Source organism: Streptomyces sp. NPDC056361 (genome assembly GCF_042262805.1).
Taxonomy (GTDB): Bacteria; Actinomycetota; Actinomycetes; order Streptomycetales; family Streptomycetaceae; genus Streptomyces.
In genome coordinates this window covers 1-26,276 of the sequence record NZ_JBHJQI010000125.1, presented here as the reverse complement: position 1 = coordinate 26,276, position 26,276 = coordinate 1, and the positions used below count along the sequence as shown (strand labels likewise).

General features: G+C 73.9%; 23 protein-coding genes and 1 pseudogene. 11 read left to right on the top strand and 13 right to left on the bottom strand.

Going from position 1 to position 26,276, the window contains the following annotated elements; translation table 11 throughout:
• Positions 1–41: 41 nt before the first annotated feature.
• From ACFCY7_RS30810 to ACFCY7_RS30800, 3 genes are all read right to left on the bottom strand, one after another.
• The gene (locus tag ACFCY7_RS30810) at positions 42–2,114 is read right to left on the bottom strand and encodes a discoidin domain-containing protein (RefSeq protein WP_376489346.1); all 2,073 of its coding nucleotides are present in this window, start codon (positions 2,112–2,114) and stop codon (positions 42–44) included.
• A 124-nt stretch (positions 2,115–2,238) separates the two neighbouring features.
• Complete coding sequence (locus tag ACFCY7_RS30805; RefSeq protein WP_376489345.1) at positions 2,239–2,832, bottom strand: TetR/AcrR family transcriptional regulator; 594 nt, start codon at positions 2,830–2,832, stop codon at positions 2,239–2,241.
• Positions 2,833–2,926: 94 nt separating this feature from the next.
• Entirely contained in the window at positions 2,927–3,661 is a 735-nt protein-coding gene (locus ACFCY7_RS30800) for a hypothetical protein (protein WP_376489344.1), read from the bottom strand.
• Positions 3,662–3,845: 184 nt separating this feature from the next.
• Between ACFCY7_RS30800 and ACFCY7_RS30795 the strand changes: the two genes are divergently transcribed.
• Positions 3,846–5,435 carry a hypothetical protein gene (locus tag ACFCY7_RS30795; RefSeq protein WP_376489343.1) on the top strand — a complete coding sequence of 530 codons (1,590 nt, stop codon included), beginning with the start codon at positions 3,846–3,848 and terminating at the stop codon, positions 5,433–5,435.
• A gap of 102 nt (positions 5,436–5,537) precedes the next feature.
• On the opposite strand, the gene ACFCY7_RS30790 is transcribed toward ACFCY7_RS30795, so the two are convergent.
• A complete protein-coding gene (locus tag ACFCY7_RS30790) occupies positions 5,538–6,221 on the bottom strand; it encodes a GntR family transcriptional regulator (RefSeq protein WP_376489342.1) in 684 nt (227 codons plus the stop codon).
• Positions 6,222–6,294: 73 nt separating this feature from the next.
• Entirely contained in the window at positions 6,295–7,479 is a 1,185-nt protein-coding gene (locus tag ACFCY7_RS30785) for a CaiB/BaiF CoA transferase family protein (RefSeq protein ID WP_376489341.1), read from the bottom strand.
• Between the two features lie 162 nt (positions 7,480–7,641).
• On the opposite strand from ACFCY7_RS30785, the gene ACFCY7_RS30780 reads away from it, so the two are divergent.
• Entirely contained in the window at positions 7,642–8,823 is a 1,182-nt protein-coding gene (locus tag ACFCY7_RS30780; protein ID WP_376489340.1) for an acyl-CoA dehydrogenase family protein, read from the top strand.
• 21 nt (positions 8,824–8,844) lie between these two features.
• On the opposite strand, the gene ACFCY7_RS30775 is transcribed toward ACFCY7_RS30780, so the two are convergent.
• Positions 8,845–9,348 (bottom strand): FBP domain-containing protein, encoded by a 504-nt coding sequence (locus ACFCY7_RS30775; RefSeq protein ID WP_376489339.1) that lies wholly within the window; start codon positions 9,346–9,348, stop codon positions 8,845–8,847.
• Between the two features lie 83 nt (positions 9,349–9,431).
• Complete coding sequence (locus ACFCY7_RS30770; RefSeq protein ID WP_376489338.1) at positions 9,432–10,901, bottom strand: PLP-dependent aminotransferase family protein; 1,470 nt, start codon at positions 10,899–10,901, stop codon at positions 9,432–9,434.
• A 109-nt stretch (positions 10,902–11,010) separates the two neighbouring features.
• On the opposite strand from ACFCY7_RS30770, the gene ACFCY7_RS30765 reads away from it, so the two are divergent.
• The 3 genes and pseudogenes from ACFCY7_RS30765 to ACFCY7_RS30755 all read left to right on the top strand — a co-directional run.
• Positions 11,011–11,211 carry a hypothetical protein gene (locus ACFCY7_RS30765; RefSeq protein ID WP_376489337.1) on the top strand — a complete coding sequence of 67 codons (201 nt, stop codon included), beginning with the start codon at positions 11,011–11,013 and terminating at the stop codon, positions 11,209–11,211.
• Positions 11,208–11,870, top strand: coding sequence for a universal stress protein (locus ACFCY7_RS30760; RefSeq protein ID WP_376489336.1), 663 nt, complete (start codon positions 11,208–11,210; stop codon positions 11,868–11,870). The genes ACFCY7_RS30765 and ACFCY7_RS30760 overlap by 4 nt, the downstream gene beginning before the upstream one ends.
• A gap of 41 nt (positions 11,871–11,911) precedes the next feature.
• Positions 11,912–12,247, top strand: a pseudogene (locus ACFCY7_RS30755) (hypothetical protein); the annotation flags it as partial.
• A gap of 21 nt (positions 12,248–12,268) precedes the next feature.
• Here the strand turns inward: ACFCY7_RS30755 and ACFCY7_RS30750 are convergent.
• Positions 12,269–13,729 carry a DUF6777 domain-containing protein gene (locus tag ACFCY7_RS30750; RefSeq protein ID WP_376489335.1) on the bottom strand — a complete coding sequence of 487 codons (1,461 nt, stop codon included), beginning with the start codon at positions 13,727–13,729 and terminating at the stop codon, positions 12,269–12,271.
• Positions 13,730–13,911: 182 nt separating this feature from the next.
• Here ACFCY7_RS30750 and ACFCY7_RS30745 point away from each other — a divergent pair, with 182 nt between their 5' ends.
• Positions 13,912–15,246, top strand: coding sequence for a streptophobe family protein (locus tag ACFCY7_RS30745; protein ID WP_376489334.1), 1,335 nt, complete (start codon positions 13,912–13,914; stop codon positions 15,244–15,246).
• A 70-nt stretch (positions 15,247–15,316) separates the two neighbouring features.
• On the opposite strand, the gene ACFCY7_RS30740 is transcribed toward ACFCY7_RS30745, so the two are convergent.
• From ACFCY7_RS30740 to ACFCY7_RS30730, 3 genes are all read right to left on the bottom strand, one after another.
• Positions 15,317–16,300 carry a serine/threonine-protein kinase gene (locus ACFCY7_RS30740; RefSeq protein ID WP_376489333.1) on the bottom strand — a complete coding sequence of 328 codons (984 nt, stop codon included), beginning with the start codon at positions 16,298–16,300 and terminating at the stop codon, positions 15,317–15,319.
• A complete protein-coding gene (locus ACFCY7_RS30735; RefSeq protein ID WP_376489332.1) occupies positions 16,300–17,013 on the bottom strand; it encodes a hypothetical protein in 714 nt (237 codons plus the stop codon). The genes ACFCY7_RS30740 and ACFCY7_RS30735 overlap by 1 nt, the downstream gene beginning before the upstream one ends.
• Before the next feature lie 174 nt (positions 17,014–17,187).
• Positions 17,188–19,734 (bottom strand): FHA domain-containing protein, encoded by a 2,547-nt coding sequence (locus ACFCY7_RS30730; protein WP_376489331.1) that lies wholly within the window; start codon positions 19,732–19,734, stop codon positions 17,188–17,190.
• Positions 19,735–19,836: 102 nt separating this feature from the next.
• Here ACFCY7_RS30730 and ACFCY7_RS30725 point away from each other — a divergent pair, with 102 nt between their 5' ends.
• Entirely contained in the window at positions 19,837–20,496 is a 660-nt protein-coding gene (locus ACFCY7_RS30725; protein WP_376489330.1) for a TetR/AcrR family transcriptional regulator, read from the top strand.
• Here ACFCY7_RS30725 and ACFCY7_RS30720 read toward each other — a convergent pair.
• Together ACFCY7_RS30720 and ACFCY7_RS30715 are read right to left on the bottom strand one after the other, a co-directional pair.
• The gene (locus ACFCY7_RS30720) at positions 20,460–21,266 is read right to left on the bottom strand and encodes a class II aldolase/adducin family protein (protein ID WP_376489329.1); all 807 of its coding nucleotides are present in this window, start codon (positions 21,264–21,266) and stop codon (positions 20,460–20,462) included. The two genes, ACFCY7_RS30725 and ACFCY7_RS30720, sit on opposite strands and share 37 nt — an antisense overlap.
• A gap of 156 nt (positions 21,267–21,422) precedes the next feature.
• Positions 21,423–22,253: a DUF3626 domain-containing protein gene (locus tag ACFCY7_RS30715; protein WP_376489328.1), complete on the bottom strand. Its 831-nt coding sequence runs from the start codon at positions 22,251–22,253 to the stop codon at positions 21,423–21,425.
• A 135-nt stretch (positions 22,254–22,388) separates the two neighbouring features.
• Here ACFCY7_RS30715 and ACFCY7_RS30710 point away from each other — a divergent pair, with 135 nt between their 5' ends.
• The 4 genes from ACFCY7_RS30710 (at position 22,389) to ACFCY7_RS30695 (ending at position 26,216) form a co-directional block, all read left to right on the top strand.
• Positions 22,389–23,117, top strand: coding sequence for a ThuA domain-containing protein (locus tag ACFCY7_RS30710; protein WP_376489327.1), 729 nt, complete (start codon positions 22,389–22,391; stop codon positions 23,115–23,117).
• 632 nt (positions 23,118–23,749) lie between these two features.
• Positions 23,750–24,316 (top strand): oxidoreductase, encoded by a 567-nt coding sequence (locus tag ACFCY7_RS30705; protein WP_376489326.1) that lies wholly within the window; start codon positions 23,750–23,752, stop codon positions 24,314–24,316.
• A 400-nt stretch (positions 24,317–24,716) separates the two neighbouring features.
• Entirely contained in the window at positions 24,717–25,727 is a 1,011-nt protein-coding gene (locus ACFCY7_RS30700) for an aldo/keto reductase (protein WP_376489325.1), read from the top strand.
• 69 nt (positions 25,728–25,796) lie between these two features.
• The gene (locus tag ACFCY7_RS30695) at positions 25,797–26,216 is read left to right on the top strand and encodes an SRPBCC family protein (RefSeq protein ID WP_376489324.1); all 420 of its coding nucleotides are present in this window, start codon (positions 25,797–25,799) and stop codon (positions 26,214–26,216) included.
• Positions 26,217–26,276: the final 60 nt, after the last annotated feature.

Genomic DNA, 26,276 nt, shown 5'->3' with positions numbered 1-26,276 from the left:
GGATCATGGGATCCGGCAGGCCCCTCCGGCCGTGCGCACGCTCAGGACCGGTTCACCGACACCTCATGGAGCGAGTAGCCCCAGCCCGTCGCCCGCCGCACGCCGTGGATCCGGACGTACCGGGCCGACTGCGAGGCGAACTCGGCGGTGTCGTAGCCGCCGTCGCTCGCCTGGGTGGACCACGCGGTCCGCCAGCTGCTGCCGTCGTCGGACAGCTCGATCCGGTACTCGCGGGCGTACGCCGCCTCCCAGTCGAGCGTGACCTTCCCGACCCGGCGCACCGACCCGAGGTCCACCTGCCACCACTGGTCGTCGGACCACTCGCTGGCCCAGCGCGTCCCCGTGTCGCCGTCGACCGCACGGCCCGGCGCGAAGCTGACGAACGGGTTCCACCACTCCGAGGTGCTGGCGGCCGCAGGGCGGCCGGAGGCGAGGTTCACCGCCGGCTCGTGGTCCTCGGTCCGCTTCCACGTCGTCAGGTACGACTCCGCACCCCGCGACAGCTCGTCGACGACGGCCGGACCGCCGTTGCTGAGCCGGATCTGCTCGATCCAGTCCGGCACGAGGCCGTTGTGCGCGGCGCCGTCCGTGTTGAGGTCCCAGGTGCGCTCGCCGGTGACCTGGCGGTCGAGCACCGCACCGCCGTCGAAGCTGCGGAAGGGGTACTTCACGGCGTTCGGCGCGTCGGCGCCGACCGGACCCGGCCAGCCGCCGACCCCGTTCATGTCGGTGCCGTAGCCGAACCCGACCCCGTACTTCTTGCGCAGCGCCGCCTTCTGCGACGCCTCGCCGACGAATCCCTCGGCGCCGTGCATGTACGAGGCCGCGAAACCGCCGAGGCGGTAGAGCCGCTCGGTCCAGTCCAGGTCCATCCAGCTGTGGCTGGAGAGGACGCCGGGGTACTCCTCGGCCTCCAGGATGTCGAGCGCGCGCCCGGCGGCCTTGACGCTCATGTGGTCGAGCTCCAGCATCATGCCGCGCTGGATCATGCCCTTCAGGGCGTACTCGCCGAGCCTCGTCAGACCGCGGGTGTTGCACTTGGCGTCGGAGGCGTACGAGGGCACGCTCACCCCGGCCGGCAGCTTCTCGGCCATCGCGGCCGGGGCGGCGGCGAGCCCGATCGGGTTGTCGTGCTGAGCGCCCGCGCACTTCTCGGTGGTCCAGAAGGTGCCCGTGGACAGGAACTGGCCGATGTTGACCGCCACGCCCGTCGTGCCGCTGTCGAACCGCACGCCGCACAGCGCGTTGTCGAACTTGTGGCAGAGGAACATGCTGCGCACGCCGAGCGCGTACAGCTCGTCGAGGCCCTTGTCGATGTCCGCCTGGCCGCACTGCGCGATGTCCAGGATCTGCTTGCAGCCGAAGGGCTCCGACGTCTCCACGCCGAGGACGACCGCGAGCTTGCCCTGCTCGATCACCGAGCGGGCCTGCTCGGCGCTGGTCACGATCCGGAACCAGCCCTTGCCGGGGCCGCCGTACATCCCGTCGACGTAGTCCTGCAGCTCGTACGTCCTGCGGGCCTCCAGGCGGATCGCGGTCATCTCGTCACAGGTGCGGTCCCGGGGCAGCAGCGAGCAGATCAGGCCGTTGGTCACCAGGTCGTTGACGAGCACCCGCTGGCCGCCGCGCCAGGCGCGCTCGACCCAGGCGTAGTAGTTCTGCTGGTGGCTGAGGGAGTTGTTGGCGGGCCAGTCCTTGAACGTCGGCCAGCCGACCGGGTCGTGCTTCCCGTTGTCGCCGCCCGTGAGGTGCTCGAAGAGGGCGCCGGAGCCGTCCGGGTAGTGCTCGGGACAGTCCTTCAGCGCGTCGGCGATGCCCGCGGTCGAGAACGTCTGGCCGCAGATCATCCGGCCGCCGAAGCCCTCGTTGGACATCAGGTGGTTGTGCGCGTCGACGAAGCCGCGCACCTTCCCCTGGGCGTCCGTGCCCGTGAAGGGCGCTCCGGTGACGTTGATCTGCGAATCGGCCGCGGGCCGTGAGGTGGGCTCCCACCAGGTGCCGCCGGCGTCCGCGGCGGGCACCGGGGCGGAGCCGAAGAGCACGGCGGCCAGGGCGAGGAAGAGCGCGAGGAGGGCGGATCTGCCGCCGGTTCCGCGCGTGATGGGTCGAGTCATGATCAGCGATGCCTCCGGACGGTGGGGGGTGTACCGGGCGCCCCGAGGATCGCGGTGTCGAGGGAGTGAGTCAAGAGTCCGGGTCAAATGACCTGTTGGTGTTTGCTGAATCGTCTCCGATCGATCAACCCTCCATCAGGGAAACGAGTTGATCTGCCGTCAGATCGAGGTGTCCGTCCGCCACCCGCGCGTCGCCGAGCACCAGGAACTGCAGCGTCAACCCGTCGATCGCCGCCGCCAGATAGCGCGCGAGCACCTCGACCGGAACGCTCGGCTCGACCCCCCGCGCCGCGCCGACCTGGCCGATCAGCGCCGCCGCCGACGCCACGTACTGGTCGTACTGCGCCCGCGCCAGATGCTCGAACCCCGGCTCCCGCAAGGCGTACTGGGTCAGGTCGTACGTCAGCATGTGCTCGCCGGGATGCGCCGTCACGTGGTCCCAGTACGTCTGCAGTGCCCCCCGCACGGTCTCCCGCAGCGTCGCCCCCGGCTCGACGGCGGACATCACCCGCGCCACGTAGTTGCCCGTGATCGTCTCGATCGCGGCTTCGAGGAGCGCCTGCTTCGACTCGAAGCAGTAGTGGAACACGCTCAGCGACACACCCGCCTCGGCGCAGATCGACCGCGTGGTCGTCCGCGCCACCCCGTCCCTGGTCATCGCCCTGATCGCCGCCTCGACCAGCTGCCTGCGTCGTTCTGCCGACGGCATCCGCGCCATGGTTCCTCCTCGCGTCCGGCGCAAGGGTAACCGCAGCCCCTGTGTCCTTCCCTCCGGCCGGTCCCGTGCGCGACGGGACCGGTGGAGCGCGGTGTCAGGGGGTGTACGGGGCGTCGGTGTGGCCGAGTTCGGTCATGGCGGGCTCCGTCACGCGGTACACGGCGGTACGTCGGATCGTCACGACGGCCGCCGGGTCGGAGTCCCCGCGCGTGAGGTACACGACGGTGGCCTGACGCGGCGCCGGCGACGAGACGACGATCGACTCCACGGGCGTACGGTCGCCCAGCGAGGCGGCGGCGACGGGCACCGGGGTGCCGGAGTCGTTCCGCCAGGTGACGAGGCCGTAGAACTTGCCCGTGCCACCGGTGGTGACCTTGACGGCGGCCACCGCGTCCTGTGCCGGGTCGCCCGTCATGTCCCCGATGCCGCACTGCGGCTGGAGCTCGATCACCACGCCGTCGCCCTCCCACCGGCCGTCGGTGAACGCCACGGTCCCCTCCGGCGCGTCGGGGAAGCGGAACGTCGACGTCTGCAGCTCGGCACTGCGCAACTGGTCACAGGTCAGCGCGCCCGCCGAGGTGTCCTTGCCCGGCTTCGTCGGCTTCTTCGTGGGCTTCTTCGTCGGCTTCTTCGACGCGGACGGCGACGGCTTGGCCGATTCCGTCCCCTTGCCCCCACCCGGAGCCTTCGACGAGGTCGCGGAACCGCCCGGCTTGGTGTCCGAACCCCCGCCGCCTCCCGTGTCCTGGCAGCCCACCGTGACCGACGCCAGCGCCAGGGCCGTGACAAGCCACGTTCCCCGCGCCCGCCCGTTTCTCTTCCCGTTCACCGCAGGACCCCCTTTGTGTCCGTTCGCGCCGTCCGTCCACCGTCCGGCAGGGCCGAAGACGCGTCGTTCCGCACCGCGGTTGCGGGTGCGGGGCAGCGGGGTGAGCAGAGGCGCCATGGCCTGTACTCGCCCTCGCGGCCGGCGATAATAGGCTTTCCCTTGTCCCGCCCCCCGAAGAGCCGCCGTGATCGACAGCACCACCGCACCCCCGTCCACCGACCCGGCCGGAATACGCGCCGAACGGCGAAGGCTCGTCGAGTCGGTGGCCGCCCACCGACGCCTCCTCGCCGGGCGGCGCCCGTTCGAACTGGCCGACCTGCGGCGGCTGAACCGCGAGGCCGGGGCACGCGCCCGGGCCGAGGCACGGCGCGGCAAAGCCCTCCAGCGGATCCACGAGAAGCGGACCAGGCGCGAACGCTCCCTCGCCGGCAGGCTCGACGGCCTCGACGGGAAGCGGGCGACCCGGGAGCGCCGGGCCCTCGCCGTCCTGCGGCGCGAGTCGATCGAACGCTCCCTGCGCGGCACGCGCCTGACCGCGAGCCAGGTCAACGGCATCGGCAGCGGACTCGTCCGCGACCTCGCCGCACTGGGCATCACCTCGGCCGCCGACTTCCGGCGCGTCAGCTGGGGCAAGGCCCCCAACGGCCGGGGCGGCGAGGTCCTCTACATCCACCGCACCGAGGGCGGCAAGGTCCACGTCAACGGCATCGGCGAGCACCGCGGCCGACCCCTCATGGAGTGGCGGAGAGCCGCCGTCGCCCGGGCCGAGGCCCGCGCCCCCCGGGAACTGCCGGCCGACGAACGGCACCGCATCGAGGAGATCGTCGAGAACGAACGGGTCCGCCTCCGGGAAGAGCTCGCCCAGGTCCCGCAGACCGCGGAGGCCGCCCGAGCCGAGGCCCGGGAACTCCACGCGGAGCGCCTGGCCGCGCTGACGGACGCCGAACGCGAGGCGCGGGCCGACGCCGACCTGCGGCGGGCCGCCTTCGACGAGACGGCGGAGCGGCTCCTCGCCGTCCGGGCCGAGTTGGCCGCCCACGTCGACGCCCACGGCGACCTGGGCCTCATGGAGCGCCGAACCCGCTCCCGAGCCCTGCGCCCGCTACCGGCCGGCCCCGCGGCGATCCCGCCCCCGCGCTCCCCGGGGGCCCGGCCGAAGGCACCCGAGGACGCCCATGGCGTTGACGGCCGCCGTGGCGCCGAGGGTCTCCACGGTGGCGAGCACGCCACCGGCGCGGTGGGGGCGCACGACGGAGAGAGCGCACACCGCGCCGACCGCGCACACGGCGCCCGACGCGTCGGCGACCCGTCGGCGCCGGGCCTTCCCGTGCCGGCGCCCGAGCCCGAGCCCGTGCGCGTACACGCCGACGGCGACGGCGCCCCGGCGGCGTCGCCCGGCATCCGGGCCGGGCTCGGATGGCTCGCACCGGTCGCCCTGTTCGGCGCGACGGCGGTCCTGGGCGCGGGGGAGACGGACGCGACGCCCCTGTGGTTCTCGGTCGCGGCCCGCGTCGTCTCGCTGGCCGTGATCGTGGACCTGCTGCGGCTCTGGGTACCGCGCAGGAGCTGGCGGACGCCGGCGGCCATGCCCGCCGGCACCGGGTTCGTGGCCTCCGGCGCGTTCCTCGGGCTCGCCGCGGCGAGCATGTTCGTCGACCCGCGGTACACCGGGGGCGGTGCGCCGTGGGCGGTGGCGGTCGTGGCGGCGGTCCTCGGCGTGGCCGGCGCGGCGCGCCGCGTGCGCGGCGGAGGAACGGACGCGCCCGCCGGGTGAATCGCACCGAGCGGAGCCCCACCGCGCGCAGCACGCCCGGCGAATCCCACCGAGCGACTCCCGCCGTGGTGACTCGCCCCGACCGAGAGGGGTCTCCCGTACTCAGCCCCGCTCGGTGTCCCGGGTCGTGTCCAGGACCTCGCGGAGTGCCGCGACCGCGTGGGCGCGGTGGGTGTCGAGGTGGTGGACGACGGTGTCGATGTCGCCGCGGCGGAGGGCGGCGAGGACGGCGCGGTGCTCGTGGACGGCCTGCTCGCGGTGCGGGGTGTCGGTGTAGTAGAGGGAGCGGTAGGCGTCGGTGGAGTCCCACAGGGTGGTGATGAGGCGGACGAGGCGGGGCATGCCGGAGGCCTCGACGAGGGTGAAGTGGAAGCGGCGGTTGGCCGCGGCCATGCCGGGGACGTCGCCGGCGTCGGCGGCGCGTTCCACCTCGTCCTGGGCGTGTTCGAGCGCGGCGAGGGTGCCGTCGGGCATCCGGCGCGCGGCGCTGCGTACCGCCTCCGTCTCCAGGAGTTCGCGGATCCGGTAGATCTCCTCCAGGTCGGCGAGCGAGAGTTCGGCGACGAAGTAGCCCCGGTGTATGTGGTGGACGACGAGGCCCTCGGCCTCCAGGGCCTTCAGGGCCTCGCGCAGGGGGACGCGGCTCACCTCGAAGCGGGCCGCGAGGGCGTCCTGGACGATCTGGTCGCCCGGCCTGAGCCCTCCGGTGGTGATGGCGCGCCGCAGTTCCTCCAGGACGAACTGCTGGGCGGTCTGCGGCCGCCGCTTCTGCACCGCGCTGCTCATCGCCTGTGACCTTCCGTTCCTTCGTGTCGCCATCGGCGGTGCCCGCCGCCGGTGGCGCCCATCTTCCTACGGATCAGGGCGTGCGCGCGGGTCGTCCCAGCGTGGCGAGCAGGTCGTCGGTGTGCTCGCCGAGGCGCGGGGGAGCGGCGCGGTAGGAGGGCGGGGTGGCGTCGAGTCGGATGGGGTGGGCGACCTGCCCGGGGCCGGCCGCGGACTCGGGCACCCGCGGGGCGAGCCCCAGGCGGTCGGCGAGGTCGAAGGCGGCGGCGAGGTCGTTGATGGGGCCGCAGGGCACGCCGACCGCGGTGAGTTCCTCGAACCAGTCGTCGGCGGTACGGGTGGCGAGCGGCGCGGCCAGGGCCGTGACCAGGTCCTCGCGGTGGGCGACCCGGGCCGTGTTGGTGGCGAACCGGGGGTCGTCGGCCAGCTCGGGCCGGCCGATCCGGTCGCAGAGGTTCCGGAACTGCCGGTCGTTGCCGACGGCGAGGACCAGCGGCCGGTCCCGGGCCTCGAAGACCTCGTACGGGGCGATGCTCGGGTGCCGGTTGCCCATCGCGCGCGGCACGACGCCGGCCCCGAGGTGGGCGGCGGCCTGGTTGGTGAGCGCGGACAGCAGGGAGGTGAGCAGGGAGACCTCGACGCGCTGCCCCCGGCCGGTGCGGTCGCGGTGGCGGAGGGCGGCGAGGACGCCGAGGCCCGCGTGGAGGCCGGTGATGACGTCGACGAGGGCGACGCCCGCCTTGGTGCCGGTGCCGTCCGGTTCGCCGGTCACGCTCATGAGGCCGCCCATCGCCTGCACGAGGAGGTCGTAGCCGGGGAGCCGGGCCCCCTCGGCGGTGCCGAAGCCGGTCACGGAGCAGTACACGAGCCCGGGGTTGGACTTCCGCACGTCCTCGTATCCGAGGCCCAGCCTCTCCATCGTGCCGGGGCGGAAGTTCTCCACCAGGACGTCCGCTCCGTCGACGATCGCGCGGGCCGCCGCGAGGTCCTCGGGGTCGGCCAGGTCGAGGGAGACGGAGCGCTTGTTCCGGTTCACTCCGAGGAAGTAGGTGGCCTCGCCGCCGGCGAACGGCGGGCCCCACGCGCGCGTGTCGTCGCCGGAGCCGGGCCGCTCGATCTTGATCACGTTCGCGCCCAGGTCGGCGAGGAGCATCGTCATGTACGGCCCGGCGAGCACGCGGCCGAAGTCGGCGACGACGATCCCGGACAGGGCGCCGCCCTCCGCCGTCCCCGGGGTGCCCGGCTGATCTGCGCGCATGCGGCGGTCCCTCGCTCTCGCTGGTGACGCGGTGTCGATCCGAGGATTGGATCCAATCGGGACCGTACGGGCCGGATACCGGGTTTTCAATACTGGATCCAATATCCGATCGAGCGCTACGCTTCGGCTCGCCGAGTTGCCACAGTCGCCAGGAGGCCGTCCGTGAAGTCGCCGTCCACCCCCGTCCACCCCTTCGACCTGCTCGCCGTCGACGGACTGCTGACCGACGAGGAGCGCGAGATCCGGAACACCGTCCGCGCCGTCGCCGACCGCGAGCTGCGGCCGCACGTCGCCGGCTGGTTCGAGAAGGGCGAGATCCCCGCCCGCGAGCTCGCGCGCACCCTCGGCGGCGCGGGCGTGCTCGGCATGCACCTGGAGGGCTACGGCTGCGCGGGCACCAACTCCGTGGCGTACGGCCTCGCCTGCCTGGAACTGGAGGCCGTCGACTCCGGCCTGCGCTCCCTGGTCTCCGTCCAGGGCTCCCTCGCCATGTACGCCATCTGGAAGTACGGCTCCGAGGAGCAGAAGCAGCGGTGGCTGCCGAAGATGGCGGCCGGCGAGTACATCGGCTGCTTCGGCCTCACCGAGCCCGATGCGGGCTCCGACCCGGGCGCGATGCGGACCAACGCCAAGCGGGACGGCTCCGACTGGGTCCTCAACGGCACCAAGATGTGGATCACCAACGGTTCCGTCGCCGACGTCGCCGTCGTCTGGGCCCGCACCGAGGACGGCGTCCGGGGCTTCCTCGTCCCGGCCGGCACCCCCGGCTTCAGCGCCCCCGAGATCAAGATGAAGCTCTCCCTGCGCGCGAGCGTCACCAGTGAACTGGTCTTCGAGGACGTGCGCCTGCCCGCCGACGCGATGCTGCCGGAGGCCCGCGGCCTCTCCGGTCCGCTCGGCTGCCTCAACGAGGCCCGCTTCGGCATCGTCTTCGGCGCGCTCGGCGCCGCCCGCGACTGCCTGGAGACCGCGATCTCCTACGCCCGCGACCGGGTCGTCTTCGCCCGCTCCCTCGCCTCGTACCAGCTGACGCAGCAGAAGCTCGCCGACATGTCCGTCGAACTCGGCAAGGGCATGCTGCTCGCCCTCCACCTGGGCCGGCTCAAGGACGCGGGCGCGCTCACCGCCGAGCAGGTCAGCGTCGGCAAGCTCAACAACGTCCGCGAGGCCATCGCCATCGCCCGCGAGTGCCGCACGATCCTGGGCGCCAACGGCATCACCCTGGAGTACCCGGTGCTGCGCCACGCCAACAACCTGGAGTCGGTGCTCACCTACGAGGGCACGAGCGAGGTCCACTCCCTGGTCATCGGCAAGGCGCTCACCGGCGAGCAGGCCTTCCGCTGACCTTCCGTCACACGGTGGCGGTCAGCCGGCCGTCACCCGGTCGACGAACGCGTCCAGGTTGCCCGTCAGACGGGCGACCTGCTCGTCGACGGTGAGGGACTCCTCGTGGCGCCGGCCGCGCAGCTTCGGCTGCCGCCGGCCGCGGACGTACAGCGAGCAGGCCAGGTCGGCGCAGAGGTAGATGCCGACCGTGTTCCCCTCGCGGCCGCGGCTCCCGGCCAGCGGTGCCACGAGGAGCGTGACGCCCGACGACGCGTGCCCCGTCAGGCAGACCTGGCACATGCTCGACTTCACGGCGCTGGTCCGGCCGGTGGCGGGCACCCGCAGGGTCACGCCGAGCGGGCCGTCCTCGCGGGGGAGCACCAGGTGCGCGCGGAGCGGCGCGCCCGGGTCCACCCAGCCCAGGAAGTCCAGGTCCTCCCAGGGGAGTTCGGCGAAGTCGAGCGGCAGCTTGAGGCGGGCCGCCTCGCCCTTGGTGCAGTTCACGAAGGACGCGCGGATCTCTTTGTCGGTCAGTGGTTCCACTCGGTGGACCGTACACGGACCAGACCCGGCGGGCACCCGAATAAGGCGCGGTGCGCACCCGGCCGGGCGGCGCGCCGCCCGGCTCAGGCGACCCAGTCCGGCAGGGCCGGGTCGGCGAAGGTCCCCGGAGCCCCGTCGAGGGCGGCCGCGAGCCGTTCGGCCGCCGGCTCGTACACGTCCTCCGGCAGCGTGTACGGGATGCGCAGCCGGTGCTCGTGCGTGCCGGGGTCGACGCCGAACCGGGCGCCCCCCTCCACCCGGACGCCGTGCCGCAGGGCCCGGGCGGCGAGCGAGGAGGAGACCGGGCGGCCCAGGTCGATCCACAGGCACATGCCGCCGGGCGGCACCGTCCAGCGCCACTCCGGCACGTGCCGGGCGAGCGCCGCGCTCAGCGCGGAGCGCCGCCGGCGCAGCTCCTCGACGCGCTGCGGGAGGATCACTTCGAGCCGGTCGATGAGGGAGACGGCCACCAGCTGGTCCAGGACGGAGCCGGACAGGTCGGCGGTGATCCTGACCCGGGCCAGCTCGGTCACGACCCGGGACGAGGCCCGCACCCAGCCGACGCGCAGTCCGCCCCAGCAGCTCTTGCTGAGCGAACCGACGGAGACGATCTGCTCCCCGTCGCCCCCGCCGGCCGTCGCGGCGAACGGCGCAGGGGCGGGCACGTCCAGGGCCATGTCGGTGAGCGTCTCGTCCACCACGAGCCAGGTCCCGGTGGCCCGCGCGGCCCGTGCCAGTTCCCGGCGCTGCTCCTGCGGCATGAGGTGCCCGGTCGGGTTGTGGAAGTCGGGGATCAGATAGGCCAGGCGCGGTGCGGTCTGCCGGAGCGCCGCGTCGACGAGCCCGGTGTCCCAGCCGCTCTCGGTCACCGGCACCGGGGTCACCCGGAGCATGCGGCCCCGCATGGCGTCGAGGGCGTTCGTGTACGAGGGGTTCTCGGCCAGCACCCGGTCGCCGGCCCGGCCGAGGAGCGTGAGGACGAGCGACAGCGCCTGCTGGGCGCCCGTGGTGACGAGGATCTGCTCGGGGCGGGTCGGCAGGCCCCGGGCCGTGTAGCGCTGGGCGACGGCCGCGCGCAGGGCGGGCAGCCCGTACGGGTGGTAGCCCTGGGAGCCGGCGTAGCGGGGCAGTTCGAGGGCGGCGGCCGCCAGCGCGGCGGTCAGCTCCTCCGCGGGGGCCTGCGGCGCGGCGAGGGCCAGGTCGATGGTCGAGCCGGTCTCGTCGTGGAAGGCGCCGAGGGCCGTCGGCGCCTGCCCGTCGGGCATCGCGGTCCAGGTGCCCGCGCCCCGGCGGCTGTGCGCGTACCCGCTCTCCCGGAGCAGGTCGTACGCCCCCGTCACGGTCGTCCGGCTCACCTGGAGCACCGCCGCGAGCTCCCGCTCGGCCGGCAGCCGCAGGCGGAGCGCGACCCGCCCGTCGAGGAGCGCCTCGCGCACGGCCCGCGCGAGCTCCCGGTACCCGAACCGCCCCTCGGGCGGCGGGGTGAGGAGCGACGCGAGCTGGCGGCCCGTCAGGGTCCGGTCCGCTGTGTGGACCACGCGTGCCACTGCCATGCCAATCACTCCTTATTGGCTCTGCTGTCCAGGCCAATAAGAGTACAGACTCCCGTCCAGTGGCCTGGTGGCCATGCTCTCAAGGGAACTCAAGGGAAGGGGACGACCGATGTCCGGACACTTCACCGACCGCGACGAGCGGATGTGGCAGCTGCGAGCGGAGGAGCGGGCGACCCGGCCCCTGCCCGTCGGGGCATGGCTCCGGAGCCTGCGCACCTCCGTGGCGCGCGGCGCGGCGGGACGCGCCGAGGCGGCCCGCGCCGCCGTCCGGCGCCCCGCCGTCGCGCCCGCCGCCTGCGAACAGGCGTGACCGGCGGGTCGCCCGGCGGGCCCGCCGAGGCGTTCTCCCGGGCGGGCGGCCGGGTCGTCGTCGGCGTCAGCGGTTCGCTCGCCTCGCTCGCCGCCCTCCGGCGCGCGACCTCCGTCGCCCGGCGCGACGGCGTACCGCTGCTCGCCGTCCTCGCCTGGGAGCCCCCGGAGGGCGAGGCGCTGCACGCCCGGATGCCCGACCGCGCGTGGGCGCGCCTGTGGGAGGAGGACGCCCGGCGGCGGCTGGAGGACGCCGTCCTCGACGGCCTGGGGCGCATTCCCGCGGACGTGGTCTTCGAGGGCAGGGCCGTCAGGGGAGCCCCGGCCGACGTGCTCCGCGCGCTGGCCGGCCGCCCCGGCGATCTGCTGGTCGTCGGCGCCGCGCCGCGCCGTGGCCGGCTGTCCCGGCTGCGCCGCCGCCCGGTCCTGCGCGCGGTCCTCGACCGTGCCGCCTGCCCGGTGCTGACGGTGCCGGGCCCGGCCCTGCTCCCGGGCGAGGCACGCGTCCTGCGCCGGAACGCGCGCGCCTCCGCGCCGGACGGTGCCGGAGCGGAGGCACGGGGCCGGGCGGGCGCCGGTCCGGACGCGGGGCCGGGCGGGGGCCGCGGTGGCGTCGCGGGGCCGGGTGGCGGGGTCAGGCCTTCGCCGGGTCGACCTTGAAGATGCGGGCCATGTCGTCGAGGACCAGGTGGGCGCCCTGGACCGTCCGCGACCCCGTCGCCCGGGGCCGCACCCCGCACCAGTGCCGGTGGCGGCAGTGGTCGTCGCTCAACCGCGAGGACGGCCGCACCGTCGTGATGGTGCTCCACGAGCTCAACCTCGCCTGCCGGTGCGCCGACCGCCTCGTCGCGATGCGCGCCGGCCGGGTCGTCGCGGCGGGACCGCCCGGCGAGATCGTCACCCCCGACCTCGTCCGGGACGTCTTCGACCTGCCGGCCACCGTCATCACCTGCCCGGTGGCCGGTACGCCCCTGGTCATCCCGGAAGGAGGCCGTCGGCCGCGCGTCCCCGGCCCGCAGGCCGGGGACGCGGCCTGACGGGCCCGGCCGACCGCGGGGTCAGACGACGGTTCCCGGACCCTGCGCGGGCACGGAGGCCGACCCCGTACCCGGCGAGGAGTTCGACGGGGACAGCGACGACAGGGAGGGCAGCGACGCCGCCGACTGCGCGGCCGAGGACGAGGCCGGCTGGTCGGGCGACTGATCCGCCGACTGGCTCGTCAGACCGGCCGACCCGTCCGTCGAGGGCCCCGAGTCAGGGCCCGAGGAATCACCCGACGGCGACGTTCCGGTGGAACTCGACGAGTCGGAAGGCGTCGCCGACGACGTCGTCGAGGTCGGAGTCGGAGTCGGGGAGAGCGTCGAGGGGCACGGCGACGGGGTGATCCCGTTGCTCGGCGTCGGGGTCTGCGTGCCCGTCACCGTCACGCACGGCACCGGCGACGACGGGGAGACCGACGGCGACGAACTGGACGTGGACGGCGTCGGGGACAGCGTGTGCGGCGGGGGAGGCGGCGGCGTGGGCTTGTCGTGCCGGCCCGTGTCGCCGTGCTGGCGCGCGAACCAGCCGTCGTCCTGGGGGTCGTACACGATGAACACGTTCACGACGGTCACCGACGGTGCCACCACGACCACCTGGGACGAGTTGTAGCCCTGCCAGGGGGTGCCCGTCGTGCGCGGCTGCTTCTGCGCCACCGGGGTCGTCAGCGGGTTCCCGCAGGCGCAGCGCACCCGGGGCACCCCGCGGCCGTCGACCATGACCGCGGTACCGGCCTGGAGCACCGCCTGGTACGAGGTGGCGGAGCCGTCCCGGAAACCGTGGTTCGTCACCCGGGTGTCGACCCGGAGCTGAAGCGGGGTCAGGGAGCGCAGGAAGCCGGGGACCTCGTTCGCGGGGATGCCCATGACCGAGGCGAAGGCCGCGTTCTTCGCGGGCTCGGCGGAGAGGTAGCGCACCTGCTCTTCCACGTTGCAGCTGGAGACCGACTGCGTCCCCCCGTAGAGGCCCGGCGTCGATCCCCGCACCTCGGGCGTGGTCGACGCGGTACGGGGCGGCAGCGAGGCCGGCGACGCGGAGGTGTCGGTGGTGCGTGCCGTCGAGCGCGTGAAGGGGTCGGGGCCGGACGCGGCCGCGTTCTGCAGGAAGACCTCGCCGCCACCGGCACCGGCCTCGCTGCCGCTGTCGTCGGGACGGTTGGTGAGGACGACCGCGAGGGCGGCGACCGCGACGACGACCGCGGTGACCGAGGCGACCTTCGGGACGGAACGCCACCAGGGACTCTTGCCGCCGCCCCCGCCGGAGCCCGCGTCACCGGTCCCGCCGGGACCCGCTCCGCCTCCGCCTCCGCCCGAACCGCCCCCGGAACCACCGTGCGGCGGGCCGGGGGGTGGCGGGGGCCCGCCGGTCCCGGGGCGTGTACTCGGGCCCGAGAGGGGGCCGGAGGGGGGACCTGCTGGGGGGACCGACGGGGGGCCGGACGGGGGGCCGGTCGGCGGGCCGGACGGCGGGTGGGAAGTCACTTTGTTCCCTTTCTTCCGTTCCGGGGCCATTGTGTGCGCCGACCGGGGTCCGTACGCAAGCGGAAGCGTCACCCTCCGCGAACGGAGCAGCTCCCGCACCCGCGCCGGCACCCCTCCCTCCGGTCCGCACACGGCACCCGTCCCCTCCGGTCCACAAGCGGACAACCGCCACCGGTACTAGCGTGGTCAGGGTGAGCAGTCGGCTCCCCACCTCCACGCGGCCCGCCGCGTCCACCGGGCTCGGCGCCCGCATCGCGCTCCAGGCCCTGGCGGCCGTCGTCGCCGGTTACGCGGCGATGGCCGTCACCGCCGGGCTCGGCCTCTGGGCCGCGGGCGCCGCAGACCTGCCCGGCGGCTTCACCGCCGTCCTCGCCGCGGTCGTCGTCATGGCGGCGGGCGGCAAGGTCGAGCTCGCCGGCGACGCCGGCTCCCTCGCCGGCACCCAGGCCGAACTGACCGCCATGCCCCTCACCGTCACGCTGGTGGGCGCCCTGGTCACCGGCTTCTTCTTCCTGCGCCCGCTGCGCCACCACGCCGTGGCCGGCACCCGCGAACTCCTGCTCCGCGCGGCGAGCACCGTACTCCTGTGGCTGATCGCCCTCGCCGGGCTCTCGGCCCTCGCCCAGCACGACTTCCGGATCACCATCGGAGGCGGCGGCGACGAGCAGAGTTCCCTCACCGACCTCTTCGGCGACCTGCTCGACGCCGTGAACCCCACCGTCGGCTTCCGCACCGACCTCGGCCCCACCCTCTTCTACGGACTCCTGTGGATCCTCGGCGTCCTCGCCGTCGCCCTCCTCGTCTCCCGCAGGACCCCCCTGCCGCCACGGCTCGTCCGCTACCACGAACCCGTCCGGCCCGCGGCCTCCGCGATGCTCCTCCTGCTCCTCGCGTACGTGGCCGTGGGACTGGTCATCGGGGTGGTCGTCGCCGCGACGAAGGGCCACGCGACGGAGACCCTCGCCGTCCTCCTCCTCGGCCTGCCCAACGTGTCCTGGCTCGGCCTCGGCGTCGGCATCGGCGGCTCCTGGGAGGGCAAGGTGGAGGGCCCGTTCGGCCTGCCCATGCCGCAGGTGCTCGACGGCGTCCTGCGCGGCAACGGCGACAGCCCCGACCTCTCGACCGTCGACCTCTCCACACTCGCCGAACAGGACGCGCGCGCGTGGTGGCTGCTGCCCATCGCCGCCGTCCTGCTCCTCGCCGCGGCCTTCGCGGCCGCCGTACGCTCCCCGGCCCGCATCCGGCTCTGGCAGCACTCCCTGCACCTGGGCATCGCCTTCGCGCTGACCATGCTCGTCGTCATGCCCCTCACGCTGGTCGAAGCCCGCTTCGGCCTCTCGATCCTGGGCATCGGCGACCTGGACTCGCTCGGCGGAGAGGTCGTGCTGCGCCCGGACATCTGGAAGACGGTCGGCCTCGCCCTCCTCTGGGGCCTGGTCTTCGGCTTCCTCGGCGGCCTGCTGGCCTCCCGCGTCCACCGGAAGGGCGAGGTCGAGCAGCAGCCGCCGACGAAGTGACGACGACGAAGTGACGACACCGCTCACGGCTCTGCCGGAACTCGAAGCTCCCGGGAAGGAAACCCGGCCCTCACAGCTCCCGGAACACCGGCCGCGCCCACGCGGGCGGGGCCGGAGGCGGGCCGAGGACCCGGGGGCTGCTCGTCACCGCGGGACCCGTCGCGCCGGCGGTCAGCGCGGCCCGCAGCTCGGCGACGAACTCCAGGCAGGTCCCGTACCGCTCCTCCGGCGTCTTCGCCAGCGCCTTCGCGAACACCGCGTCCGCCGCCTCGGGCAGCCCCGGGCGCACCTCGGAGAGCGGCGGCGGCGGATCGTACTGCTGCGCCCAGAGCACGGCCCAGTCGGTCTCGCGCCGGAACGGCGGTGCACCCACCAGGGTCTCGAACACCACGCACGCGAGGCTGTACACGTCGCAGCGGCCGTCGACCGGCTTGCCGGAGATCTGCTCCGGCGCCACGTAGTCCAGCGTGCCGACGAACTCGCCGACCGTCGTGAAGCCGGTCAGCGACAGCGACTTCTTCGTCAGCCCGAAGTCCGTGAGGTACACGTGCTCCGGATGGTCGCGGTCGGTGCCCTCGGCGACCAGGATGTTGCCCGGCTTCACGTCCCGGTGCACCAGGTCGTGCGCGTGCGCCGCGTCCAGGGCGGAGGCGACCTGGAGGGCGATCCGGCACGCGGTCACGGGCGGCAGCGGCCCCTCGCGGTCGAGGAGGGCCACCAGGTCCTGCCCGGCCACGTACCGCATCGCGATGTACAGCACGCCCTCCGTCTCGCCCGCCTCGAAGACCGGCACGATGTGCGGGTGGTCGATCGAGGCAGCGACCCGCGACTCGTGCGCGAAGCGCTTGCGGAAGGTGTCGTTGCGGGCCAGCTCGGGGGCGAGCAGCTTCAGCGCCACCGTCCGGTCGAGCCGCAGGTCCCGCGCCCGGTACACGACCGCCATGCCGCCGCGCCCGATCTCGCCCTCCACGCGGTAGCCCGCGATCTCCTTGCCGAGCAGCCCCGAGGGCCGCCCCGCCGGAAGCTCGGCGTCGCTGCGCGCACCGCCCGCCATCAGCCCTCACCCGCCGTCCCGGGCGGACGCACCACCTGTGTCGGCGGCGGCCCGGCCGCCGCCGGGTCGACCTGGGGCACCACCTGCGTCGGCTCGTACCCGACGGGCGCGGCGGCGGCCCGCTCTCCCTCGCTCCCGGCCTCCGGGGGCGGGTCCGAGGGAGGCTCCGGAGGGGGCGGCTCCGAGGTGGGCGACTCCTGCGCCGCCGCCGAGGGGGCCGCCGAGCTCGCGTACGTGCTCAGGCCGAGCCCGTCGCAGTACACCCAGCGCTCGTGTTCGGCGTCGTACAGCCACACCGACTCCCCGTCGACGACCATGCCCACGCGCAGGCCGCGGGTCCGCAGCCGGAAGTTCTCGCCGTCCAGGCGCCCCGCGCCCAGCTCCTCCGCCGCCCGCCGGTACCGGCCGAGCGCGTCCTCCGCGCGGGCGATCAGCGGCCGCGGATCGGCGGTCCTGGTCAGCGGCCGACCCGCCGCCGGAGGGTCGTCCGGCACGCTGACCAGCAGGCGCGCGTCGACCCACGCCGTCCAGCCGTTGGAGCACAGCACCCGCCCCCAGTCACCCGCCCGCTCCTCCAGGCGCACCGGCAGGAAGGCGTCGAGGGGCGACGTGGGAAGCCCCGGGTCGGGCGCCTCCCACGCGTCGAGCCCTTCGCGCGGCACGACGTGCGTCGGCCGGAAGTCCGGCACGTAATCCGCCACGGGAAAACTCACGGTCCTGCCTCCGTTGGGGGAGAGCTCACAGTTGTGCCTCCGTTGGGGGAGAGCTCACAGTTGTGCCTCCGCTACGGGAGAGCTCACGGCCTACCTCCGCTACGGGAGAGCTCACGGCCTACCTCCGCTACGGGAGAGCTCACGGCCTACCTCCGCTACGGGAGAGCTCACGGCCTACCTCCGCATCACGACCGGCTCCTGGCGGCGCAGCAGCCGGGCCACCACCAGACCGAGGGCGAGACAGAGCACCACCAGCATGCCCATGTCGAACAGCCAGGCCTCCGCCGTGTGGTGCATCAGCGGGTCGGCCGTCTTGTCGCTCGGCGCGACCTGCCCGATGTCGATGGTCGCGCCCATGGCGGCGAACGCCCACCGCGACGGCACCAGCCAGGCCAGCTGCTCCAGGACGGGCGTGCCGCGCACGGTCAGGAGCGCGCCGCAGAACACCACCTGCACGATCGCGAGGAGGACGAGCAGCGGCATCGTCACCTCCTCCTTGCGCACGACCGCCGAGACGAGCAGACCGAGCATCATCGCCGTGAAGGCGAGCAGCGCCACGGCGAGCGTGATCTCCACGAGCGGGGGCATGAGGACGCCCTTGCCGTCGGGCACGTTCAGCGGCACGCCGATCAGCGCGACCAGGGTCAGGACCACGGCCTGCACGACCGTGATGAGGCCGAGGACCACGACCTTCGAGGCGAGATAGGCGGAACGGGACAGGCCGACGGCTCTCTCGCGCCGGTAGATCGAGCGTTCCTTGACCAGTTCCCGCACGGCGTTCGAGGCGCCGGTGAGGACCGCGCCCACACAGAGGATGAGCAGGACGTTGAGCGTCGACTCGGGGTTGAGGCTGCCCTCGGACAGGGCCCGGGCCATCGCCCCCATCACGAACGGCAGCGCGACCATGATGGCGAGGAAGGTGCGGTCGGCGGCGAGCGCCGCCGAGTACCGGCGTACCAGCGTCCGCAGCTGGGAGCCCCAGCTCTGCGCCTTCGGCGGCGGGCCCGGCTCGGCCCCGGCCGGGGCACCCGGGCCCTCGGCGGGAACGGGGGTCGGTACGGGGACGTCCGGACGCGCCGTCGCGTCCGCGATGTACCTGCGGTGGAAGCGCGACGACCGGTACTGCCCGGCCCAGTCGCGTTCCCGCTCGTTCTCGAACGCCTCGAAGGCCTCCGGCCACTGGTCGAACCCGAAGAAGCCGAGGGTGTCGGCGGGCGGCCCGTAGTAGGCGACCCGGCCGCCGGGCGCCAGGACGAGCAGCCGGTCGCACACGTCCAGGCTGAGCACGCTGTGGGTGACCACGACGACGGTCCGCCCGTCGTCCGCGAGCCCGCGCAGCATGTGCATCACCGAGCGGTCCATGCCCGGGTCGAGGCCCGAGGTCGGTTCGTCGAGGAAGAGCAGCGACGGCTTGGTGAGCAGTTCGAGGGCGACGCTCACCCGCTTGCGCTGGCCGCCGGAGAGGCTGTGGATCGGCTGCTCGGCGCGCTCCACGAGGCCGAGCTCCCGGATCACCTCGTCCACCCGGTCCTGCCGCTCGGCCCGCACCGTGTCCTCGGGGAAGCGCAGCTCGGCGGCGTATCCGAGGGCCCGGCGGACGGTGAGCTGGAGGTGCAGGATGTCGTCCTGCGGCACGAGCCCGATGCGCTGGCGCAGCTCGGCGTAGTCCCGGTACAGGTCGCGCCCGTCGTAGAGCACCGTGCCCCGGTCGGCGGGCCGCTGTCCGGTGAGCGCGCCGAGCAGCGTCGACTTCCCGGCCCCGGACGGCCCGACCACCGCCAGCAGGGACTTCTCGCCCACGGGGAACGACACCTCGTCCAGGAGCGTCTTGCGCCCGTGGTCCACGGTGACGGCGAGCGACCGGACGTCGAGCGAGACCTCGCCGGTGTCCGTGAACTCGACCAGCTGCCCGCCGATCAGACAGAACGCGCACCGCCCGACGCCCACGATGTCGTCCGGCGTCACCCGCGCGTCCACCACCCGGCGGCCGTTGAGGAACGTGCCGTTGTGGCTGCCCAGGTCGTGGATCCAGTACGTGCCGTCCGGATGCGCCCGCAGCTCCGCGTGCCGTCGCGACACGACCAGGTCGGCCACGACCACGTCGTTGTCCGGCGCCCGCCCGATGCGGATGCTGTGCACCGGCAGCGGCCGTACGGACGTCGGCTGCCGGAACGTCCCGGTCGCGGCGGGGTGCGCCACGGACGAGGGCCGCGGCGGGTTCCCCGCCCCTGGTACGGGCACGGGCACGGGTGTCGGCGTCGGGCTCGGTGGCGGGGCCTCCGGCGCGACGGCGGGCGGATTCGCAACCGGTGCCGGTGCCGGTGCCGATGCCGATGCCGGTGCCTGAGCTGCGGGCGGCGGAGGGGGCGTGGGCGTGGGCGTGGGCGCGGGGGCCGGGGCGCCGGCCGAGAGCACCGCGCGCGGGCCGTCCTCCGGATGCCCGAACCGTACGACCGTCCCGGGGCCGACCTCCTGGGGAAGGGCCACGCGCAGGCCGTCCGCGAACGTGCCGTTCGTACTGCCCTCGTCCGCGAGGATCCACTGGCCGCCCGCGGCGCGGAGCACCGCGTGGTGCCAGGACGCCCGGGCGTCCGACAGCACGACGTCGCTGGTGGGGTCGCGCCCGATGCGATAGACGCGGCTCGGACTCATGAGCGTCGCGTCCCCGTCGACGTCGAGGACCAGATCAGGCGCCGCGGGCGCGACGGGCCGCTCTCCCATGCGTGAATTTTATCCGCCGGTGCTGATCCCCGCCCGGGATGGAGGCGCCGGTAGGGTGGGCGTCCGCCGCGGACCGCGGCCCGGACCAAGGAGGAACCACCCGTGCCGAAAGGTGTCACCAGGAGGCGGCCCCTGACCCGCGCGGCGCTCCTGAAGGCCGCCCTGGAGACCTTCGCCGAGCACGGTTTCCACGCGACGACGATCGAGCAGGTCTGCGAGCGCGCCGGCTACACGCGGGGCGCGTACTACTCGAACTTCGCCAGCAAGGAGGAGCTCTTCCTCGCGCTCTTCGACGAGCACAGCGACCGGACCGTACGGCGGCTGGCCGACGCGATCGACGCGCTGACCGCGGACGGGTACACCCTCGACCGGCTCGCGGAGCTGGCCGCCCGCATCGAACCCGACGAGCGGGACTGGTACCTCGTCACCACCGAGTTCACCCTGCACGCCATCCGCGATCCGCAGGCCGCCTGGGTGCTCGCCCGCCACGACGAGCGGCTGCGGGCCGAGATCGCCCGCGGCCTCACCCTCGTGCTGCGCCGGGCGGGGCGCGAACTGACCGTGGACGCCGACCGGTTCGCCCGGCTCCTCATCGCCCTGCGCGAGGGCGGTCTCGCGCAGAGCTATGTGGAGCCGGCGGAACTACCGCCGGGCAGCCTGGAACGCCAGTTCCTCGCCCCGCTCCTGGAGGCGTCGACGCGGGAGATCCCCGGGCCGACGCCCGGTCAGTCGAAGAGGTCCGGGTCGGACGCGGTGATCTGATCCCACAGCGGGCGCGCCTGGAACCAGCCGGCCAGGTGACCGCCGACCTGCCCCCGGGTGAGCAGGGCGGTCTCCCGGTCGATGAGCTGCGGGGTGCCCGCCGCCATCGCCAGGAGCTGCGCCTGGCACGAGCGCTCCATGGTGACGAACCACCAGACGGCCTCGGCGACCGAGTGGCCCACCGTGAGCAGCCCGTGGTTCTTGAGGATCACGGCCTTGTGGTCGCCGAGGGCCTTGGCGACCCGCTCGCCCTCCTCGGTCTCGTTCACCACGCCCCGGTAGTCGTCGTAGATGCCGTGGTCCTCGAAGAACGCGCACGCGTCCTGGGTGATCGGGTCGAGCGGGATGCCGAGGCTGGAGAAGGCCTTGCCGTGCAGGGAGTGCGAGTGCGCGGCGGCGATCGCGTCGGGCCGGGCGGCGTGGACCCGCGAGTGGATGACGAACGCGGCCCGGTTGACCGGCCTGCGGCCCTCCAGGACGGTGCCCTCGTGGTCGACCAGGATCAGGTCGGACGCCTTGATCTGGCCGAAGCTCATCCCGAACGGGTTGACCCAGAAGGCGTTCGGGTCACCCGGGTCCCGGACGGTGATGTGCCCCGCGACCCCCTCCGAGAAGCCGAACCGCCCGAAGATCCGGAACCCCGCGGCCAGCTGCTCCTTCCGGTACCGGCGCTCCTCCTCGACGGAGTCGAAGGCGGGCGGCAGGGGCAGTTCCACCCCCTCGGGCAGCGGTCCTACGGCGGCGGCGAGCGCGGGCGGCACGGTACTCATGGGCGGCTCCTCGTCGAGCGGGTCGGGCACGGCGCGCCAAAAGATACAGAGACGTATCCGATGCGACAACGTATCGAACCGGAGACGGACGTCACGCGGATCGAACCGGAGGTGGCTGTCGCGCGGATCGAACTGGAGGCGGATCCCACGCGGGTCTCACACGCCCGGAGCCCCGAACCGCGCCAGGTAGTGCCAGACCTTCTTCACGTCCTGCGGGTCGTACCGTCCCGAACCGGCCGCCTCCTGCACCGTCCTGGCGTCGAGCCACCCGTCGACCGCGATGCGGGCGCCGAGCTCCACGTACTCCGGCCCGCGGAACCCCGGGTGCCGCCGCAACTCCTCGACCGAGACCCGGAAGCCGCCGTGCCACTCGACGGCGCAGGGCAGCCGCCGGGCGGCCGCCTCCACCTCCGTGCCCCGGTGGCTCGGGTCGAGGACCAGCGCCTCCACGTCGCCGCCGATCACCACCGGGCCGTGGACGTGCGCCTCGACGTAGTCGTCGAGCGGGTCCTGATCGTCCGCCTCGGCGAGTGCGACCAGGCGCATCCGGGACGCCACGCCGAAGTCGGAGGGCTCCAGGAAGCTGTCCGGATAGCAGAACGTCGCCCGCTCCAAGGCGGCCGCCGTCAGGCGCAGATGGGCCGAGCCGAAGCGGGGAGCGGCACCGAAGGAGCGGCGGCGGAAGTCGAGGGCCCCGTAGACCGGGCGGGAATCCGCGGGCGCCTCGTCGTACGCTCCGCCGAAGATGCGGCTCTCCCACCGGTGGCGGTCGCCGCCGGGGTGGGCCGTCAGACCGCCGTTGCTGGTGCCGGTGACGAACTGCGAGCGGTAGACCCCGTCGTCCGCGAGCCGGTCGAGGAAGTGCGGGTGGAAATTGAGCGTGACCCGCAGGTTCGGGTCGAGCGCCCCGCCACTCGACCGTGCCGCGACGTGGGCGAGGGCCTGCCGGGCGGGGGAGTGGTCCTTGAGGATGTCGATCGGCGCCATCCGGGCAGTCTGCCGGGAGGGTGGGGCTTGCGGCACGGCGTTTTCGGTGGCTACGGTCGGGACCGAGAGATAGAAAGCGCTTTCCTTCTTGCTGTTCCCCCGTAGTCCTCCCCTTACGCAGCTGGAGTCCCCCGCGTGCCCACCCCCGATGTCCTGATCTACACCCGCACCACCGGCTACCGCCACGACTCCATCCCCGACGGCGCCGCGGCGCTCGCGGAGCTGGCGGCGGACCTCGGACGCCCCGCCGAGGTCACCGAGGATCCCGGCGCCTTCACCCCGGAGCGGCTCGCCGGGTGCGCCGCCGTCGTCCTGCTGTCCACCACGGGAAACGTCCTGACCCCCGAGGGTCGCCGCGCCTTCGAGGCGTACCTCCGCGGCGGCGGCTCCCTCCTCGCCGTCCACGCCGCCGCGAACGCCGAACCCGACTGGCCCTTCTACGGCGAACTGCTCGGCACCCGCTTCGCCGGCCACCCCGACATCCAGCCCGGCACGGTCCTCGTCGACGACCCCACCCACCCGGCGACCGCCCCGCTCCCGCCCCGCTGGTCCTGGACGGACGAGTGGTACAACTTCACCTCCGACCCCCGCACCCACCCGAATCCCGCCGTACGCGCACGCGTACGCGTCCTCGCCCGCGCCGACGAGACCACCTACCAGGGCGGCACACACGGCGCCGACCACCCGCTCGTCTGGTGCGGCGACATCGACCACGGCCGCGTCTTCTTCACCGCGCTCGGCCACGCGCCGGAGACCTACCACGAGCCGCTCTTCCGCGCCCATCTGTCGGGCGCGCTGGAGTGGCTCACCGGCGGGACGGTCGGAGGGGAGGCCGGCGGGCCGTCCGACGGCGTGGCCCTCTGACCCGCCGTCCGGGTGTCGGGTGCCGGGCTGAACCGCTGCCCGGCCGGTCTCTCGGCAGGGCGATCGCCAGGCACGCTACCGGGCCGGCCCGCTGACCGGCCGACGGGCCGCCACGGTGTCCTGCCTCCCGACGGTTCTCCAGACGGAGCGATCGATGAGCAGGCTGGCGGAGTGCCCCGCTGATCGGTCGGCCGACGGCCCCACTGGCCCGCCGATTGGCCGGCCGACGGGCCGATTGGGCCACGGGGCGATGGGTCTACGGGCTAACGGGGGGGCGACCGGTCGGTCGAGCGGTTGGCCGACGGCTTGGCCTGGCGACCGACCGGTCGGCTGACTGACGGGCCGACGGGCCGACGGGCCGACGGGCCAGCGGGCCAGCGGGGCACCCTGCCGGCCTGCCGCCTGGTCGGTCGACGGGCCGATCGGCCCACGGGCCATCCGGTTGATTGGCCGGCTGGTCAACAGGCTGGTCTGCCGCTCGATCTGTCCGGCCCGGCCTCCGTCCACGCGTTCGCGCGGGCGTGGGACGGGCCGCTCGAAGTCCTCGTCGCGAACGCCGGGATCATGGCCTTGCCCGCCCGCGTCCTGACCCCGACCAGCTGTGAGGCGCAGCTGGCGACCAAGCATCTGGGGTGCTTTGTGCTGCCACGCGCCCGCAGGCGGCTCTGCGCGCCTCCGGCGCGGCGCGCGTAGGGATCGTCAGCTCGGGCGCCCACCGGACCGCGCCCTTCGACGTCGAGGAACCGCACTTCGAGCTGCGGCCGTACGACCCCTGGGCGGCTTACCGGGCAGTCCCAGCCCAAGACGGAACGGGCTTTCTGTACGCCGTGGGCGCCCGGCGCTGGGCGGCCGACGGCATCACGGCCAACGGGCTCAACCACCCCGGATTCGTCCTGACCGGCTTGCAGCGCCACCTCGACGACGCCACTCTGCGCACGTTCGGGGTGATGGAGGAGGAGGGGAGCCTGACGTCGCCACCGTTCTACAAGACCCCCGCCCAGGGGGCCGCTACCTCCGTCCTGCTTGCCGCCTCGCCCCTCCTGCACGGTGTCACCGGCCGCTACTTCGAGGACGAGCAGGAGGCCGGCGTCGTGCGGGGCGACGAGGGCCGACCCGGCGGCGCCGCCGCCCGCGCACGTGGCCCCGAGGCGGCCGCCCGGCTCTGGGGGTACGGCTCCGCCACGCTCGCAGGCGCCTGAGCCGGACGGGGTCCGGGTAGGGCCTGAGCGGCGGCCCAGCAGGGCCCGGGGCCGGACAGGAGTCGGCGCACAGGCCCCGGGGTCGGACGCGGGTCCGGGGTCGGAGACATGCCCCGGGGTCGGGCAGAGGCCGGACGGGGTCCGGGGCGGGACAAGGCCCGGGTCCGACCGGGGCCGTACGAGGACCCAACGCCCCCAGTCGAAGCACCCAGGAACCACCTCCTTGCATTTGCCCGCGCCTGCAATTATTGTCTACGAAAGTAAGGCGCGCCTGCACCTAAATTTTCAGGGTGTGGCGCACGCGTAACCGGTGGGTCACCCCTTCCACCTGGCGCCCCGGCTCGTTCGCAACGGTGGCCGCGCCCCGTGGGCCCACCCTCATCCCCGTAAAGGCACAGTCATGTCGCTCAAGGAAATCCTTCCCGGCCGCCTCGGCTTCGGTACCGCCCCGCTCGGCAACATGTTCCGCGCGATTCCCGACGAGGAGGCCCGCGCCACCGTCGAGGCGGCGTGGGACCAGGGCATCCGCTTCTTCGACACCGCTCCGTTCTACGGCGCGGGCCTGGCGGAGACGCGGCTCGGCGAGGTGCTGTCCGCGAAGCCGCGCGACTCGTACGTCCTGTCGACCAAGGTCGGGCGCGTCATCCTCGACGAGCACGAGACCGCCGCCCGCGACCTGGGCGAGAAGGGCGGCCTGTTCGAGCACGGGAACCCGAACAAGATCGTCCACGAGTGGACGGCCGAGGCCACCGAGCGCTCCATCGAGGACAGCCTCAAGCGTCTGGGCACCGACCGGCTGGACGTCGTCTGGGTTCACGACATCGCCCAGGACTTCCACGGCGACCAGTGGCTGGGGAAGTTCGAGGAGGCCCGCACCGGCGCCTTCCGCGTCCTGTCCCGCCTCCGCGACGAGGGCGTCATCAAGGCCTGGGGTCTCGGCGTCAACAAGACGGAGCCGATCGAGCTGACCCTCGCGCTCGACGAGCCGCGCCCCGACGGCTTCCTGCTCGCCGGCCGCTACACCCTCCTCGACCACGGCCACGCCCTCCAGCGCCTCCTGCCCATGGCCCAGGAGCAGGGCGTCGACATGGTCGTCGGCGGCCCTTACAGCTCCGGCATCCTGGCAGGCGGCACCCACTTCGAGTACCAGCAGGCTCCGGCCGAGATCGTCGAGCGCGTCGGGAAGCTCAAGGCGCTGACCGAGAAGCACGGCATCGGCATCAAGTCCGCCGCCCTGCAGTTCTCCCTGGCCCACCCGGCCGCCGCCGCCGTCATCCCCGGCGCCACCCGGCCCAGCCGTATCGCCGAGGACACCGCGGCCCTGGCCGAGACCGTCCCCGCCGCGTTCTGGACGGACCTGCGCGAAGCCGGCCTGGTCAGCCCGACCGCCCCGCTCCCGAGCAACGCCTGACCCCCGCCCGAGCGCTCTCCCCGAACTCCCTGCCCCCACGCCCCATCAGCACCACCAGGAGAAACGATCATGGCTTCCACCTCCGTCAGCCGCGTCGTGCCCGCCTCGCCCCAGGAGGTCTGGGACCTCGTCGGCGGCTTCGACGCCCTCCCCGACTGGTTGCCGTACATCCCCGAGAGCGCCGCGCTCGAAGGAGGTCGGGTCCGCCGTCTGGCGAACCCCGACGGCGACGTGATCGTCGAGCGCCTCGTCGCGTTCAGCGAGACGGAACGCTCCTACACGTACGCCATCCTCGAAGCCCCGTTCCCCGTCACCGGCTACCTCTCCACCCTGCGCGTCCACCCGGTCGCCGGGCGGGACGACGTCGCCGAGGTCCAGTGGTCCGGGCGCTTCACCCCCGACGGTGCCACCGACGCCGAGACCGAGGACCTGTTCGCCGGGATCTACCGCGACGGCCTCGAAGCCCTGCACCAGGCCCTGTCGGCCTGACGCCGCGGCCGGCCGCCGTGCCGCCACTACTTCCGGGCCCGGGTACGCGCGCGCGTACCC